The sequence below is a fragment of the Streptomyces sp. SBT349 genome, from assembly GCF_001083795.1.
GTDB lineage: Bacteria > Actinomycetota > Actinomycetes > Streptomycetales > Streptomycetaceae > Streptomyces.
The window spans coordinates 1-16,527 of record NZ_LAVK01000159.1 but is presented as its reverse complement, the minus strand read 5'-3'; the positions used below and the strand labels follow the sequence as shown (position 1 = coordinate 16,527).

13 protein-coding genes are annotated in these 16,527 nt (G+C 73.6%); 6 read left to right on the top strand and 7 right to left on the bottom strand.

Features of this window, described 5'->3' with window-relative positions:
* Positions 1-22 precede the first annotated feature (22 nt).
* On the bottom strand, positions 23-928 hold the full coding sequence (locus ADY01_RS19905; RefSeq protein ID WP_049575238.1) for an RNA polymerase sigma-70 factor: 906 nt from the start codon (positions 926-928) through the stop codon (positions 23-25).
* Positions 929-1,019: 91 nt separating this feature from the next.
* Positions 1,020-2,225: an NAD(P)/FAD-dependent oxidoreductase gene (locus tag ADY01_RS19900; RefSeq protein ID WP_049575235.1), complete on the bottom strand. Its 1,206-nt coding sequence runs from the start codon at positions 2,223-2,225 to the stop codon at positions 1,020-1,022.
* A gap of 452 nt (positions 2,226-2,677) precedes the next feature.
* Between ADY01_RS19900 and ADY01_RS19895 the strand changes: the two genes are divergently transcribed.
* Positions 2,678-4,960, top strand: coding sequence for an MMPL family transporter (locus tag ADY01_RS19895; RefSeq protein ID WP_049575232.1), 2,283 nt, complete (start codon positions 2,678-2,680; stop codon positions 4,958-4,960).
* Between the two features lie 46 nt (positions 4,961-5,006).
* Here the strand turns inward: ADY01_RS19895 and ADY01_RS19890 are convergent, their stop codons facing one another.
* Positions 5,007-6,656, bottom strand: coding sequence for a glycoside hydrolase 43 family protein (locus ADY01_RS19890; RefSeq protein ID WP_049575229.1), 1,650 nt, complete (start codon positions 6,654-6,656; stop codon positions 5,007-5,009).
* 404 nt (positions 6,657-7,060) lie between these two features.
* Here ADY01_RS19890 and ADY01_RS19885 point away from each other — a divergent pair, with 404 nt between their 5' ends.
* On the top strand, positions 7,061-9,376 hold the full coding sequence (locus ADY01_RS19885; RefSeq protein WP_049575227.1) for a beta-L-arabinofuranosidase domain-containing protein: 2,316 nt from the start codon (positions 7,061-7,063) through the stop codon (positions 9,374-9,376).
* Positions 9,377-9,388: 12 nt separating this feature from the next.
* Here the strand turns inward: ADY01_RS19885 and ADY01_RS19880 are convergent, their stop codons facing one another.
* Positions 9,389-9,979, bottom strand: a complete 591-nt coding sequence (locus ADY01_RS19880) for a TetR/AcrR family transcriptional regulator (RefSeq protein ID WP_049575250.1) — start codon at positions 9,977-9,979, stop codon at positions 9,389-9,391.
* Between the two features lie 164 nt (positions 9,980-10,143).
* Here ADY01_RS19880 and ADY01_RS19875 point away from each other — a divergent pair, with 164 nt between their 5' ends.
* Both ADY01_RS19875 and ADY01_RS19870 read left to right on the top strand, forming a co-directional pair.
* Complete coding sequence (locus tag ADY01_RS19875; RefSeq protein WP_049575224.1) at positions 10,144-11,085, top strand: alpha/beta hydrolase family protein; 942 nt, start codon at positions 10,144-10,146, stop codon at positions 11,083-11,085.
* Positions 11,086-11,185: 100 nt separating this feature from the next.
* A complete protein-coding gene (locus ADY01_RS19870) occupies positions 11,186-11,875 on the top strand; it encodes a hypothetical protein (protein ID WP_199826266.1) in 690 nt (229 codons plus the stop codon).
* Between the two features lie 100 nt (positions 11,876-11,975).
* On the opposite strand, the gene ADY01_RS19865 is transcribed toward ADY01_RS19870, so the two are convergent.
* Positions 11,976-12,653 carry a DUF4232 domain-containing protein gene (locus ADY01_RS19865; protein WP_053171009.1) on the bottom strand — a complete coding sequence of 226 codons (678 nt, stop codon included), beginning with the start codon at positions 12,651-12,653 and terminating at the stop codon, positions 11,976-11,978.
* Between the two features lie 231 nt (positions 12,654-12,884).
* Here ADY01_RS19865 and ADY01_RS19860 point away from each other — a divergent pair, with 231 nt between their 5' ends.
* Positions 12,885-13,988 carry a helix-turn-helix domain-containing protein gene (locus tag ADY01_RS19860; RefSeq protein ID WP_049575221.1) on the top strand — a complete coding sequence of 368 codons (1,104 nt, stop codon included), beginning with the start codon at positions 12,885-12,887 and terminating at the stop codon, positions 13,986-13,988.
* A gap of 34 nt (positions 13,989-14,022) precedes the next feature.
* On the opposite strand, the gene ADY01_RS19855 is transcribed toward ADY01_RS19860, so the two are convergent.
* Complete coding sequence (locus ADY01_RS19855; RefSeq protein WP_049575218.1) at positions 14,023-14,547, bottom strand: AAA family ATPase; 525 nt, start codon at positions 14,545-14,547, stop codon at positions 14,023-14,025.
* A gap of 180 nt (positions 14,548-14,727) precedes the next feature.
* On the opposite strand from ADY01_RS19855, the gene ADY01_RS19850 reads away from it, so the two are divergent.
* Positions 14,728-15,522: a hypothetical protein gene (locus ADY01_RS19850; protein WP_234320319.1), complete on the top strand. Its 795-nt coding sequence runs from the start codon at positions 14,728-14,730 to the stop codon at positions 15,520-15,522.
* A gap of 18 nt (positions 15,523-15,540) precedes the next feature.
* Here the strand turns inward: ADY01_RS19850 and ADY01_RS19845 are convergent.
* On the bottom strand, positions 15,541-16,527 hold a 987-nt coding region (locus ADY01_RS19845; RefSeq protein WP_159001304.1), incomplete at its 5' end, for a substrate-binding periplasmic protein.

Genomic DNA, 16,527 nt, shown 5'->3' with positions numbered 1-16,527 from the left:
CCGCCGCACCCGGCGGTCGCCGTCACGACACGAGCCGGGTCTCGGACGCGACGCGCGACAGCTTCTCCGGGTTGCGGACGTAGTAGAGGCCGGTGACGCGGGCGTCCTCGACACGGATCGTCAGGACGCCGTCGAGCTCGCCGTCCAGGCGGATGACGAGCGCCGGGTTGCCGTTGACCACGGTGGGGTCGCAGGTGATCGTGGACTCGGTCCTGCCGTAGCCGCCGCGGAAGAAGCGGACCACCTTCCCGGCGCCGACGACCGGCCGGAGCGCGGCCCGCTTGAAGCCGCCGCCGTCGCCCACGAAGACGACATCCGGGGCCAGCACGTCGAGGAGGTCCTGCGGGTTCCCCGTCTCGATGGAGCGCCGGAACGACTCCAGGGCCGCCCGCGTCTCGCTCAGGGAGGCCGCCCTGCGGGGGCGGCGGGCCTCGACGTGCCGGCGGGCGCGGTGCGCGATCTGGCGGACGGCCGCGGGGCTCTTGCCGACGGCCTCGGCGATCTCGCCGTAGCCGACGTCGAACACCTCGCGCAGCACGAACACCGCCCGCTCGGTCGGCGAGAGCCTCTCCAGGACGAGCATCATCGCCATCGACACGCTCTCGGCGAGCTCGACGTCCTCGGCCACGTCCGGGGCGGTGAGCACCGGCTCGGGCAGCCACTGGCCGACATACGCCTCCCTGCGGCGTCGCACGGCGCGCATCCGGTTGAGCGACTGGCGGGTCGTGATCCGGACCAGGTAGGCGCGCTGGTCGCTCACCCGCTCCCCGTCGACCCTGATCCACCGCAGCCAGGTCTCCTGGAGGACGTCCTCGGCGTCGGCCGCCGATCCGAGCATCTCGTAGGCGACGGTGAAGAGCAGGTCGCGGTGGGCGACGAACGTCTCGGTCGCCCGGTCGGTGGCGTGGTCGGTGGCGTGGTCGCCCATGTCTCGGCCCCTCTTCCCCGCGGCCGGCCCGGTTGCCGCCACCGTCAAGCGTGCACCCGCGCGGACGGGGGCCGCCGGTGGACGACGCACTTCAGGCCGTTCGCCGGGTGGTGGCGGAACCCTCGCCGCGCTCGGCGCGCTCGGCGCGCACCCGTTGCCGGCGCTTGCCGTCCTTGAACTTCCAGGTGTACGAACCGGGTTCGCGCGCCTCGTCCGCCAGATGCTTGATCAGGCCCTTGTAGCTGTCCTCCTTGATCTTCACGGCGAGGCGGCCACCGAGGGAGAACCTCTTCGCCGTGTCGTCCTTCGAGGCGAGCTGAACGGTGGCGGCGCGGCGCCCCAGGCTGACGCAGAGGCCGAAGAACCCCACGTCGATGAACGAGGGTTGCTCATCCGCGATCCGGCTGAGCACCGTGTCGGCGGCGTGCGCGCCCAGCGGCCCGGCGGCCTGGCAGCTCATCCGCAGCGGCAGGTCCGACGGCGCCGCCGAATCCCCGGCCGCGACGACCCGCACGTCGTCCACGCTCGTCAGCGTCTCGTCCGTCAGCAGGCGGCCCAGGGCGTCGGTGCGCAGCCCGCTGCGCGCGGCCAGGTCCGGCACGCCGAACCCGGCGGTCCACACGGTCACCCCGCTGGGCAGCTCGTCGCCGCCGCGCAGCCGCACGGCGTCGGGGGTCACCGCCGTCACCCGCGCCCCGGCGCCCTGGAGCACGGTCACGCCGAGCCCGGTCAGCCGCCTGGCGACCGAGCGCCGGACCCGGGGATGCAGATACGGGCCGAGTGCCTCGCCGCACACCAGGGTCACGCCGCGGCCCGCCTCCGCCAGCTCGGCGGCGGCCTCGATGCCGAGCATCCCGGCTCCGACCACCGTCACCGCGGCCGTCGGCGCGGCGTCCAGGACGGGCCGCAGCCGTTGCGCCTCCTCCAGGGTCGCGATCGGGTGGGCGAACGCCGCCGCGCCCGGCACCCGCGGGTCGGCGCTGCCACTGCCCACCGCGTACACCAGGTAGTCGTAGCCCGCCGTGCCCCCGGCCGCCAGCGTCACGCCGCGCCCGGCCACGTCGATGTGGGTCACGGTGTCGACGACCAGCCGGACGCTCTCGGCCAGGACCTCCCGGTAGTCGACGACCGCGCCCTGGGTCCCGCCCACCAGCTGGTGCAGCCGGATCCGGTGGACGAAGGTCGGGCGGGGGTTGATGAGCGTCACGGTCACGTCGTCGCGCCGCGTCAGGCGGTTGGCGGCCATGACGCCGGCGTACCCGCCGCCGATCACGACCACCTCGGTGTTCCCGGTCATGGTGTCTCCTCCGTCTCGGGGGTTCGGCCACAGGACACCGCGCGATCGCCCGCCGTGACAGCATGTGAGACAGGTCACTCCCCTGGCGGAGTCCGCGCCACGGTCGCGACCCGCGCACTGGCTCGCGGCGGGCCGGCCGACCGAGACCTACCCCGCCGTCAGGGTCGAACGGGCGCGCGTCCTGCTGGAGACCACCGGCTTCGGCTCCACCGCCGTCCCCGCGCGCGCACTTCCGCGAACCCCTTCCCTCGGAGAGGGCGTCAGGGCGTCAGAAAATTCTCACACTGCCAAATTTTCTGTCGGCTCACTACCGTTGCCGAGCAGCGACGCAGAGCGCGATCCCCCACCCACTGGTGACGGGGCCGAGGCCCCGGCGGGGATCGCGACGGCTTCTCGACGCCGATTTCACCTGCTTGATGCCGCTTTCACCGTAAACGCTAAGGAGACTGAGCGTGTTCGACCGCATAGCCGAACTGGCGATTCGCCGGACCCGGCTGGTACTGATCGTCGCCACCGTGGCCGTGGCCCTCATGGGCGTCGTGGGCGCCGGGGCGTTCGGCGCGCTGGTGGGCGGCGGCCTCGACGACCCGTCCTCCGAGTCCAGCAGGGCCGGAGAGCTCATCGAGGAGAAGTTCGGCGGGGAGACGAACCTCGTCCTGCTGGTCGGCGCCGCCGAAGGCCGCGTCGACGCCCCCGCCGCCGAGGAGAGCGGGCGGGCCCTGGTGGCCCGCCTCACGGCGGAGCCGACCCTGGAGAACGTGATCTCGTACTGGGACACGGGCAGCCCCGACCTCCGCTCCGAGGACGGCGACGAGGCCCTGGTCCTCGCCCACGTGTCGGGCACCGGCCTGGAGCAGGAGGAGAACGTCCGGGACATCATCGACGCGTACACCGGCCCGGCCGGGAACGGGCTCACGGTCCGGGCCGGGGGCGGCAGCGCCGTCGGCAACGACATATCGGAGCAGCTGACCGAGGACCTCCTGCTGGCCGAGGCGATCGCCGTCCCCCTGACACTCGTCCTGCTCCTGCTCGTCTTCGGCAGCGTCGTCGCGGCCCTGCTGCCGCTGCTCATCGCCCTCGTCGCCATCGCCGGTTCGTTCGCCCAACTCGCCCTGCTCGGCGGCCTCACCGACATCTCGACCTCCTCGACCAACCTGACCACCGCCCTCGGTCTCGGCCTCGGCATCGACTACGCCCTGCTGATGATCAGCCGGTTCCGCGAGCAACTCGCCACCGGCGCCGCCGTGGACGACGCGGTCCGGCACACGGTGCGCACCGCGGGCCGCACCGTGGCATTCTCCGCCGCGACGGTCGCCGCCGCGCTCGGGGCGCTCCTGGTGTTCCCGCAGTACTTCCTCCGCTCGTTCGGCTACGCCGGGGTCGGTGTCGTCGCCGTCGCGGCCCTCGGCACCCTGCTCGTGATGCCGGCCCTGCTCGTCGTCCTGGGCCACCGGATCAACAGCGGACGGATGCCGTGGGCGAAGCCGGGGCGCGACGACAGCCGCGCGCCCATGTGGGGGCGGCTGGCCCGCGTCGTCATGCGGCGGCCCGCGCTCACCGCGCTGCCCGTGCTCGGGGTGCTGCTCCTGGCGGCGAGCCCGCTGCTGGGCATCACCTTCGGCACGGCGGACGAGCGGGTGCTGCCCGAGGACGCCGAGAGCCGCCAGGTCTCCGAGGTGCTGCGGGAGGACTTCGACGGCAGCGACGACACCGCCCTCCGCGTCGTCATCGACGGCCCGGTGAACGAGAGCGCGCTCGACTCCTACGCGGCCGGGCTGTCCGCGCTGACGGGCGTCGCCCGCGTCGAGGCCGGCACGGGGACGTATGTCGACGGCGGGGCCACGCCACCCGGCCCCGGCAACGCCGCCCTCGGCCGCCCCGACGCGCAGCGGATCACGGTGGTCGGCGAGTTCGCGCCGAAGTCGGACGAGGCCCAGCGCCTGGTCGCGGAGGTCAGGGCGGCGACCCCGCCCGAGGGAACGGAGCCCCTGGTGGGCGGGGTCGACGCCGCGCTGGTCGACTCGAACGACGCCGTCGCCGCCTGGCTCCCGCTCGCCGCGGCGCTCGTCCTCCTCTCCACCTTCGTCCTGCTCTTCCTGTTCACCGGCAGCGTCGTGCAGCCGCTGCGCGCGCTGGTCCTGAACCTGATCACCATGGGGGCCGCCCTCGGCGTCGTGACCTGGATGTACCAGGACGGCAACCTCTCGTCCGTGCTCGGCTTCACCGCGCAGCCGATGGACACGGCGATGGTCGTGCTGGTGTTCTGCATCGCCTTCGGCCTGTCGATGGACTACGAGGTCTTCGTCACCAGCCGCATCAAGGAGCTCCACGACCTGGGCGCGGACAACGAGTCCGCCGTGGCCGACGGCCTCGGGCACACGGGCCGCATCGTCAGCGCGGCGGCGGGCCTGCTCGCGGTCAGCTTCTTCGCGTTCGGAACGGCCGGGATCAGCTTCATGCAGATGTTCGGCGTGGCCGCCGGGCTCGCCATCCTCATCGACGCCATCGCCGTGCGCGGCGTCCTCGTCCCCGCCGCGATGCGCCTGCTCGGCCACTGGGCCTGGTACGCGCCCCGCCCGCTGCGCGCGCTCCACCGGCGGTTCGGCCTCAGCGAGGGCGGACCCGCGCCCGACCCCGACCCCGGCCCCGGCCCCGAGACTGGCCCCGAGACCGAGACCGAGACCGCCTCCGCCGCGGGTGAGGCGCTCCCCACGAGGAAGGGGACCGGCGTCTGACGGAGGGCCGCCTCCGCCCCCGAACCGGCCGGCGTGCCCGGCCGGTTCAGGGCGTCGCCAGCTCGAACCGCCGGACGGTGACGGCGCCGCCCAGCGCGCGGGTGGCGTAGTTGAAGATGCCGTAGCGGTAGCCCATGAAGAACTGCCACGCGTTCTTCAGCGTGAACGCGGGGCCCAGGCCGGTGAAGGTGGTGCCGTCGGTGCTGTAGGAGAAACGCGCCTGGCGGCCGGAGCCGGGACGGATGTCCGCGGCGACCCGCAGCCATATCCGCCCGCCGGAGACCGCGGCCCCGGCGACCTCCGCACCGGTGTCGGCGGTGTTCCAGTCGCCGTCCATGGTGATGCCGTCGACCCTCACCACCCGGGTGGCGCCGCCGTCGCGCTTGAGGCCGATCCAGGCGGAGGAGTCGCGCAGCATCGCCAGCCCGGCCCGGTCCCCGTCCGCCATCCCGCCGTGCTCCAGCTCGATCGTCGCGGTGGAGGTGGGGCCCTGGATCCGGTGGGTCAGGGTGTTGCGGGCGGAGTAGAGGTCGTAGGTCACCGTGGCGGTCCGCAGGGTCAGCCCGTCGCCGACGGAGAACCTGCCGGTGTCCGGGTTGTGGTTCCACTCCCACTTCGGGGCCAGGGCCGGCCCGGGGAAGGTGTCCACGCCGGTCATCGGCGCGACCGGGCGCGGCGGCAGCGGGGACGGATACGAGGCGCCCCAGGCCCCGTTGACCAGCTGGAGGACCGGCCAGCCGTCCGGCGTCCAGGTGACCGGCGCCAGGGCGGGCACCCGCCCGCCGGGATAGGCGTCGATGAACGACAGGTAGTACCAGTCCCCGTTCGGGGTGTCCACGAGGCCGCCCTGGTGCGGTACCCCGCCCCCGGGGATCGGGCCCGGCAGGTCCAGCAGGAGCTGCCGCATCTCGTACGGGCCGAACGGGCCCGAGGTGGACCTCAGGATGTACTGCCCGTTGGCCGGGCGGGTCAGGAAGATGTAGTAGCGCCCGTTGATCTTGTAGAACCGGGCGCCCTCCAGCGTCCCCACGCTGGAGGGCGTGGAGAACACCTGCTGGGCGCGGACCTGCGTGCGCGCGTCCGGGGAGAGCTGGGCCACGCTGATCTGCGTGTTGCCGTAGGCGACATAGGGCGTGTCGTCGTCGTCGAACAGCAGCCCCGCGTCGTAGTACACCTGGCCCAGCTCGGCGTGCCGGCTCCAGGGGCCCTCCACCGACCTGGCGGTGTAGAGGTAGGTGCGGGCGAAGTCGATCTGGCCGATCCAGTAGAACGTGCCGCTGCTGCGCCGGTGCCCCAGGGAGGAGGCCCAGATCCCGCGGACGTAGCCGCGCCCCCCGTTCAGGTCGTACTTCGGCCCGAAGTCCAGCACCGGCACCGAGTGCCCGGCGAACTCCCAGTTCACCAGGTCGTAGGAGCGCAGGACCGGCGCCCCGGGCGAGTAGTGCATCGTCGACGCCGAGTAGTAGAAGGCGTCGCCGACCCGGATGATGTCGATGTCCGCGAAGTCCTGCCAGATGACCGGGTTGCCGAACGAGGACTGGGCGGCAGCGGGCGTGGCGGTGGGCGCCGCCGGGCGAACGGGGGCTCCGCCCCGGACGGGCGAGGCGTACGCGGCGGTGGGGGCCCCCGCGAGCGCCAGACCCGCCGCGGCGGCGAGCACCCCTCGACGAGTCTGCGGACGGTGGAACGAGGACATCACTGTTCTCCTTCTGCTGCTGCCGCGAGGACGCGACGGGACGCCCGGCGGGCCGATGGGCAGGGGCCGGGTCCGGTGGGGGGACAGCGCCGGTGCCCGCGGATTCCGGCTCGGTGACGGCGGCCCAGGGGGCGGACTGCCCACCCCCACCGACCACTTGCCCGAAATATCGAACGCCGACCGATTCATCGGACATCAGGGATCCTAGAAGGCCCAGCCGGGGCGTCAACACCCGTCACCGCGTCGATTTTCGGCCGATCGCACGCCGACGCGGAGCCGAATGCCCCCGATACGGGGGCTGTTGACAGGACCCCGACACCCTTCTACTTTCTGTTCGACTTCAAGAACGCCATTCGACATCACGAACGTCACAGAGCCGCCGGACCCAAGGGAAAGGGTGCACCATGTCCCACTCCGTCAGCCGACGGCACCTCCTCCGGGCGGCCGGGGGCGCGGCCGTCGCCTCCGCCGCCGGATCATCCCTGGCGAGCGCCCCCGCGCGAGCGGCGAGCGCCCCGGCTCAGGCCGAACTCGCCCGGCCCTTCGCGTTCGGCCAGGTGCGGCTGACCGCCGGCCGGTGGCTGGACAACCAGGACCGGACGCTGCGCTACCTGCGGTTCGTCGACGTCGACCGGCTGCTGTACAACTTCCGGGCCAACCACCGGCTCTCCACCGAGGGCGCCCCGGCCAACGGCGGCTGGGACGCGCCGACGTTCCCCTTCCGCACCCACATGCAGGGCCACTTCCTCACCGCCTGGGCGCAGGCGTACACCGTGACCGGGGACGCCGCCTGCCGGGACAGGGCCACGCACATGGTGGCCGAACTGGCGAGGTGCCAGGCGAACAACGGCGCCGCCGGATTCGCCGAGGGCTACCTGTGCGGCTTCCCCGAGTCCGACTTCGACGCGCTGGAGGACCGGACCCTGACCAACGGCAACGTGCCGTACTACGTCATCCACAAGACCCTGGCCGGGCTGCTGGACGTCTGGCGCCACCTGGGCAGCACCGAGGCGCGCGACGTGCTGCTGGGCCTGGCGGGATGGGTGGACCGGCGCACCGGCCGCCTGACCGGGCAGCGGATGCAGGCCATGCTGGGCACCGAGTTCGGCGGCATGAACGCCGTGCTGGCCGACCTCCACCTGGAGACCGGCGACCCGCGGTGGCTGACCGTCGCCCAACGGTTCGACCACGCCGCGGTGTTCGACCCGCTGGCGGCGGGCCAGGACCGGCTCGACGGGCTGCACGCCAACACCCAGGTGCCCAAGTGGATCGGCGCCGTCCGGGAGTACAAGGCCACCGGCACCGCCCGCTACCGCGACATCGCCACCCACGCCTGGGACATCTGCGTCGGCACGCACACCTATGCCATCGGCGGCAACAGCCAGGCCGAGCACTTCCGCCCCCCGGACGCCATCGCCGCCCACCTGGCCCGGGACACGTGCGAGAGCTGCAACACGTACAACATGCTCACCCTGACCCGGGAGCTGTACACCCTGGACCCGGACCGCGCCGAGCTGTTCGACTACTACGAGCGGGCGTGGCTCAACCACATGATCGGCCAGCAGAACCCCGCCGACGACCACGGCCACGTCACCTACTTCACCCCGCTCAACCCGGGCGGGCGGCGCGGCGTCGGGCCGGCGTGGGGCGGCGGCACCTGGAGCACCGACTACGACAGCTTCTGGTGCTGCCAGGGCACGGGCCTGGAGACGCACACCAGGCTGATGGACTCCGTCTACTTCCACAGCGGCACCACGCTGACCGTGAACCTGTTCGTCCCCTCGGTCCTCACCTGGTCGGAGCGCGGAATCACGGTCACGCAGACCACCACGTTCCCCGTCGGCGACACCACGGCCCTGCGGGTCACGGGCGACGTCGGCGGCACCTGGTCGATGCGCGTCCGCGTCCCGGGCTGGACGGACGGGGCCACCGTCAGCGTCAACGGCGCGGTGCAGGACATCCCCACCCCGCCCGGCGGCTACGCCACCCTCACCCGCTCCTGGACCTCCGGCGACACCGTCACCGTCCGCCTCCCCATGCGGCTCACCACCCGGCCGGCCAACGACGACGCGAGCGTCGCCGCCATCACCTACGGCCCGGTGGTGCTGTCCGGCGACTACGGCGACACCCCGCTCACCTCCCTGCCCTCGCTGGACACCTCCTCGATCACCCGCACCAGCGACAGCGCGCTCGCCTTCACCGCCACCGCCGACGGCTCCACCGTCGACCTGGGCCCGTTCCACGACGCCCACGGCCACAACTACACCGTCTACTGGAACGTGGGCGGTCCTGGCGGCCCCGCGACCGTCCGGCTCGTCAACGTCGCCAGCGGATTCGTCCTGGGCATCCAGGACATGTCCACGGCCGACGGCGGGCGCGCCCTCCAGTGGCACGACTCCGGAACCGCCGACCACCGCTGGGAGTTGATCGCCGACGCGGGCGCGGTCCGGCTCCGCAACGCCCACAGCGGCAAGGTGCTCGGCGTCCAGGACATGTCCACGGCGGACAACGCGAGCGTCCTCCAGTGGTCGGACAACGGCACGCCCGACCACAGGTGGACGCTGCTCGACCAGGGCGACGGAACGCACACCATCCGCAACGAGAACAGCGGCAAGCTGCTCGGCATCCAGGGCGACTCGACGGCCGTCGGCGCGTTCGCGGTCCAGGACCCGGACAACGGCACCGCCGACAACCGGTGGCGCGTCGTGCCCGCCGGCTGAGCGGCGCCGCGGTCAGACCGGCCGGCGCAGTCCCGCGACGAGGAGCGTGACCAGTCGCCGCGCGTCGTAGTCCGGGTCGCTGTCGGCGCCGATACACAGGTTCCCGATGCCGCGCATGAGGTGGAGGGCGTCGAGGCCGGAGCGGATCTCGCCGGAGGCGGTGGCGGCGTCCAGGAGCCGGGCGCACACCGGCAGGAGGCGGTCGAGGAAGGAGGCGTGCAACGTCTCGAACTGGGCGCTGTCGGTCCGCAGCGCGGCGGCGAGGCCGCGCTTGGTCACCAGGAAGTCGACGAAGAGATCGACCCACCGTTCGAGGGCGGCGTGCGGTGTCGGGCTGGTCGCCAGCAGGGCCGGCCCGGCCTCGGCGCAGGCGTCGATCTGGTGGCGGTAGACGGCGATGACGAGGTCCGCCCGGGTGGGGAAGTGGCGGTAGATCGTGCCCATCCCGACCCCGGCCCTGGCCGCGATGTCGCGCACCGGCGCGTCCACGCCCGAGGCGACGAAGACGGCGGCGGCGGCGTCAAGCAGGGCTCGCTCGTTGCGCCGGGCGTCCTTCCGCCGGGATCCGGCCGCGCCTCCCGTGCCCCGGCCACTGTCCTCCACCACGACGCTCCCTCCGTGAGGTTGTAAAGCGGAACGCTGCTCCGTATCGTGGGTGAGGCGGAGCGGTGTTCCGTTTCCCCATGATGGCAGACCCGGGGACCGGGCCGTCCTCCGCCGTCCTTCGCCGTCCCTCCAGCGACCGAAACCGAACGGAAGGCACGTCCATGCCCGACTCGACCACCGCGAACGCGCAGCAGAGCGCCGGCGCACCTCCCCCGGTGATATCCGTGAGGCCGGTCGTCCTGCCCGCCCCCGGCCGCGGCGAGGACCTCCACGTCCGCGTGTCCGCCCCCATGACCGGCGGCGATCTGCCCGTCATCGTCTTCTCGCACGGCTACGGCGAGTCGATGAACGGCTATGCGCCGCTGGCCGACTTCTGGGCCGCCCAGGGCTTCGTGGTCCTCCAGCCCACCCACCTCGACTCCAGGACGCTCGGCCTTCCCCCCGAAGACCCCCGGACGCCGCGGATCTGGCTCTACCGCATCGAGGACCTCACGCGCGCGCTGGACGGCCTCGACACCCTGGAGGCCGCGGTGCCGGGCCTCGGCGGGCGCGTCGACCGCGGCCGGGTCGCCGCGGCCGGCCACTCCTGGGGAGCCCAGACGGCCGGGGCGCTGCTGGGCGCGCGCGTCCTCGGCCCCGACGGCGTTCCCGGCGAGGACCTGTCCGACCCCCGGGTCACGGCGGGCGTGCTGCTCGCCCCGACCGGCCTGGGCGACGACCTGTCCCCCTTCGCCGCCGAGAACTTCCCCTTCATGAGGCCGTCCTTCGCCACCATGACCACGCCGGCCCTCATCGTCGCCGGGGACAACGACCAGTCCATGCTCTCCACGCGCGGACCGGACTGGTTCACCGACGCCTACACCCACAGCCCGGGAAGCAAGAGCCTGCTCACGCTGTTCGAGGCGGAGCACTCGCTCGGAGGCGTTTCCGGGTACGGGGCCGCCGAGACGACGGACGAGAGCCCCGCGCGCGTGGCGCTGGTCCAGCGGCTCACCTCGGCCTTCCTGCGCAGCGCCCTCACCCCCGGGGACACCGGCTGGCGGGCGACGGCCACCGAACTGGAGGAGCACCCCAGCCCGCTGGGGAAGCTGCTGAGCAGGTAGGCGGGCCTCCCCGGAGGGGCGGCGTGGGGCGGGAGGGGCTGTCGTGCCGCCCGGGGCCACACGTAGGATCCGCTCCTGGCACGAACGAGGAGCACGTCGGGTGAGCAGCGTACTGACCATGAAGGCCCTTCGGGGGGCCCTCCGTCCCGCCGACCTGGGCGGCTCTCCCGAGCCCCTCGGGTACAAGGTCGAGTTCTCCGACGGCTCGGGGCCGTCCCGGGTGGTCGCCTATCCGCAGCGCGAGCTGCCGCCGGGCGGCATACCCGCGTACCTGAAAGCCCGTGGCAGCGGGGCCCGTTCCTTCGTCCTGTGGGCCGACGAGCACCGCCGGGAGCGGGTGGCGACCCTGGTGACCCTCTCGGCCGCGCGCGGCGTGGCGACCTTCCAGGTGCTGGGCCCGCGGGGCGAGTTGATCGGCACGTTCGTGCGGGAGAAGGCGCTGCGCGGCAGGGGCCTGCGCACCCGCTGGACCGTGACGCCGGTCGGCGGTCCCGAGGCAGTGGGCTTCAAGGGACGGATCTTCTGGTGGTGCGTGTGGTGGCCGTTGTGGCCGTTCCAGGCGCTGATCGTTCTGGCCAGCCTGTTCGCGGGCGGTGGTGACGTCGCGCGCGGCCCCCGGCGCATCATCTGGCGCGCGGGCGGGCGCGCCAGGCTGGAGTTCAGGTCCCGCGGTGACCGGCTGTTCCTGCACGCGCCGGAGACGGACTGGCGCCTGGGGGCCGCGCTGGTGGTCCTGCTGGACGCCTTCGACAGCTGGGTGGGCCAGCCCTGGGACGCCAACAAGAAGTGACCGGCCGCGTCCTGCTGGCTTCGTCGGCGCTGCTCGGTGTGGCCGTGAGGTGCCACCCGGGGAACGGACCGGGCGGCACCTCACCTTCCCGCGCGGGACGTCACCAGGACAACGCCGCGTCCAGGGACGTCTGCCAGTACGAGACCCCTGCCGAGTCGTCGACGTAGACCTCGCCGCCGGGCAGCGGAACGTCCGCCATCCCCTCGATGCCCGCGTCCTCGGCGTCGGCGAACTGCACGCCGAGGCTGGTCGCGGTGTAGCCGCCCTCCGCCTCCAGGGCCGCCGAGGAGGTGAGGACCCCGGCGTAGGCGCTCTCGCCGGGGGCCAGCGCGACCACGGCCTGCGGCTTGCTGCCCTCGAAGCGGGGGACGGCGGCCTGGGCGTCGTCGCCCAGGCGCAGGAAGGGGCCGTGGAAGGCGTAGCAGGTTCCGTCGCCGGTGTTGGTCGCCGTGAGCAGCATGTGGTTGAGCGGCCGCTCGACCTGGGTGGCGGCCAGCTCGATCGTGTCGACCGTGCAGGGGATGGCGTTCTCCTCGGGCTCCGTTCTGCCGCCGCCCCCGGCCGTTCCGCCGTCCTCGGTCTCCCCCGCCGTGTCGTCGCCGCCCGGCTCCGGGGAGGACTCCGCGCCGGCCGACGGGGCCGGTGACCCGCCGGAGCCGCCCGTCCCGCCGGCCGCGTCCTCCTCCTGGCAGGCCGTGAGGGTCAGCGCGAGCGTCGCGCCGAGCGCGGCGGCGGCGGCCCGGACACGGGTACGGCGGCGCTGTGCGGTGGTGGTCATCGTGGTCCCGCTCTCTCGTGGTTCGCGTGGTTCTCGTGGTTCGCGTTGTCCTCGTCGGATCCGTGAACCCGCCGGGCCCTGTGGCCCGGACGACCGCAGCATGTGCCGGGCGCCGTCCCGCCTGCCACCGTGCGCCGCCGGTATGAGGGGCCGGGACGGTTCCACCCGGGGTGACCTGCCAGGATGGACCCCGCTTCGAATGCCGGGACGGGACGCGAGGGACGGGGGAACGTGGTGTCGAACGCGGAGACGGCGGAGCTGGCCGCGTTGCTCATCGAGTGGAAGCGGCGTTCCGGGCTGAGCTACGGCGTCCTGGCGAAGAGACTGCACATGAGCGCCTCCACGCTGCACCGCTACTGCCGGGGAGAGGCGCTGCCACCGGAGTTCGCGACGGTGGAACGGTTCGCGCGGCTGTGCCGGGCCACGCCCGAGGAGCACGCCGAGGCGCACCGGCGGTGGATCGCCGCCGACACGGCGCGGCACCGCGACCGGAGGGGCCCGAAGCCCGAACCGGCCGGGGCCCTGGACGCGTTCGAACCGGCGGCGCCCGGCGCCGAGCGGGCCGGGGCGCCCTCCCCCCGCCGGTCCTGGCCACGGTTCGCCTGGGCCGCGGGGGGCGCCCTCGCCGCCGGCCTGGCGATCGCGCTGCTCGCCGGCCTCCTCACCGGCGGCGACGGCGAGGACGGGAACGGCGACGGCGCCCCGGAACAGCCCGCCGAGGCGGCGCCGCTGGCCGTGGCCACCCGCCCGTACGCGTTCGAGGAGTGCGAGAGCCGTTACCTCGTCGACCTCCCGCCGTCCGAGGTGCCGCCGCCACCGTCCGGGACGGAGGCCGCCGGCTGGGTGGGCGCCCTGGGAGCCGTCCCCGCCGGGCAGCAGCTCGTGGAACTCACCGTCCAGGGCACCGAGGAGGCGACCGTCGTCCTGCGCGACCTGCGCGTGAGCATCGCGGCGGAGGGCGAGCCGCTGCCCTGGCACCTCTACGGCGGCTACGCCGGGTGCGGCGGCGGCCCCGTACGGACGACGGCGTTCGACGTCGATCTGGACACCGCCGCACCCCGGCCGGCGCCGGTGGCCGGGCAGGCCGACCTCCCCCTGTCGGTCGACGCGAACGCGCCTCTGGTCCTCTTCGTCGACGCGCGCACCGACACCCGGGACGTCAGCTGGTACCTCGAACTCGACTGGTCCAGCGGCGACCGCTCCGGCGTCCTCCGCGTCGACGACGAGGGGCGGCCGTTCCGCACCAGCGCCGTCGGCGGCCAGACGGAGTGGGGTTACATGATCGGCGGCACCGAGTGGATCGACGCCGCCACCGGCGAACCCGCCGGCCCCTGACCCCTTCGCGGCGAGCCGTGGTGGTGCAGGGCCGTCACGCGAAGGACGGCCACCGATCGGCGGCCCACTCGGGCCAGCCCGGCCAGCCAGGGGGCGGACCGCCGATGTCCTGCCCATCGAGCTCCGCGGCGTCGGGCTCCTCGAACAGCGTCCTCCAGTGCGCGAGGTCCGCCTCGCTCATCGGGAAGGTCTCGTCGGGGGCAGCCGACTGGCGACGGGCGATCCGGTCGCGTTGGGTCTCGGCGTCCACCGGCACGTACACGAGGCGACAGGACGCGCCCACGGACTCCACCAGCCAGCGGATCGCGGACCTCTCGTCACGGGACCAGCACCCGAAGTCGAGGACCACGCCGGTGCCGAGCCTCAGCGCCTCCAGGGCGAGCGAGAGGAGCCGTCCCTCCAGGACATCCCGCTTCCCGTCCGCGTCCGACGCGCCGAACAGCGGGATCATCCACTCGTCGGGTGTCAGCCGCAGCACGCGGTGCTCCGCGGCCAACCGCCGGGCCCGCGTGGTCTTCCCGGCCCCCGGCAGGCCGACTGTCAGAAACAACGTGGTCACCCCCGGATCGTTCATGGAAACCACGGGGAGGGCAACTCGGCTCGTCCGCCTTCCCGACAGGCGTTCCACCGCGCCGGACCGGACCCTCGACGGCCACATCCAGGAGCTCGGGAGGCGGGCACTCCCGGGCGCGGGCGGGCGGAGGTAATCTTGGCCCGGCGCGCGGAGAGGGGATGGACCGTGACGTTGCCAGTACCCAGCTCGTCGAGCAAGGTCAACATCCTGCCAAGGGACTTCGGCAGTCTGACGCGCGCGCTCCCGCCGTCCGTCCGGCAGGGCACGCTCTTCGCCCTGGGGATGAACGGCGGCATGAGCGTCGCGCCCGACGCCGGGTTCCCGCTGATCTTCGGGCGCAGCGAGCCGGATGTCCACGTCTGCGTCGGCGCGGAGGATCCGCACGTCAGCCGGCAGCACGGGCACATCACCCGCGAGCACGCGGGCTGGGTGCTGCACAACGTCGGCCGGCTGCCCATCCGCCTCTCCCCCTCGCGGCTGGTGCTCAGCGGCGACCGGGCCGAACTGCACACCGGCTACACGCCGTTGTTCATCCTCGGCCCGAGGCAGGAACACCTCCTTGAGGTGCGGGTCGCCGGGCTCTCGCCGGCGGCGGTCCCGGGGATCGCGTACGAGGCGAAGACGCAGGGGCCCAAGGTCTGGCCGCTGAGTCCGGTCGAGAAGCTGGTGCTCGTCTGCCTCGGCCAGCGGTACCTGCGCAACGAGCCCTATCCGCAGCCGCTGACGTGGGCACAGGTGGCCGCCGAGCTCAGCGAGTTGCGGCCGGAGGAGCGGTGGGGCGAGCGCCGGGCCGCGCACATCGTGACGAACGTGCGCAAGCGGCTCTCCCACTCGGTGAGCGGCCTCCTGGAGGAGGAGGTACCGCCGCCGGTCGGGAACACGCTGAACCACAACCTGATCACGGAACTGCTCATCAGCACCACGCTTCTCAAGTCGGACCTGGACCTGCTCGGCGAATGACCGTCGCGGCCACGGCGTTCAGCTGCCGCGGTTGACGGCCGGCCGGTCGAGGGCGGCGTCCTCGATGTGCCACCGCCGCAGCAGTTCCCCGTAGGTGCCGTCCCGCATCAGCGCGCCGAGCGCCTCGTGGACGGCACCGCGCAACTCGCCCTGCCCGCTCGGGACCGCGATGCCCCGGGAACCCCGCTGCTCGTCGGAGAAGCTGACGCTCAGCCCGGTCTCCGGGTTCTCCGCGACGTAGTAGGCCGCCTGCGTGTAGAGCAGCACCGCCACGTCGGCCTCGCCCGCGCCGATCGCCTCCGCCATGTCGTCCTTGGTGGCGGCCGGCACGATCTCGGCGGGCCTGGAGCAGTCCCGGGTGCTCTCGCGCACCGAGTCCTCCGTGGGGCTCCCCTCGTAGAGGGTGACCCGCAGGCCGCACAGGTCGTCCAGGTCCGCGGAGCGCTCCGGGTCCTCGCTCACCACGGCCCAGCCGTCCACGAAGTGATTGACGAAGTCCACGCCCAGCGCGGCGCGTTCCTCCTCGTCGTCCACGAAGTTGCCCACCGCGATGTGCGCGGCGGCGGCGCGGCCCTCCTGGACGGCCGCCTCGGCGGCGGCTCTCCTGTCGTCGACCGGGGCGAACGTGACGGCCACGCCCAGCCGCTCCCCGATCGCCCCGAGGAGGTCCACCTCGAAACCGGTCAGCTCGTCCTCCCCGTCCTCCGTGAAGATGACCGGGTCGTGCGCGCTTCCGGCGTGCACGACGATCCCGCCCGCCTCGCGCACGTCCTGCGGCACGAGGTCGGCCAGCGGGCCCTCGTCGGCGCCGGTGCCCGTGTCCAACCGCGGGGACGGGCCGCCGCCGGGGTCGGCCGCCCGCGGGCTCTCCTCGCCGCCCCCCGCGTTGGCCACGACGAGCCAGGAGGCCACCGCCAGCGCCACCGCTCCGGCCACCGCGGCCAGCGCGTGACGCGCCCGGCCCGCGCGCCACACGGGCGGCGGGGGCGCGGGCGGCCTCGGCGG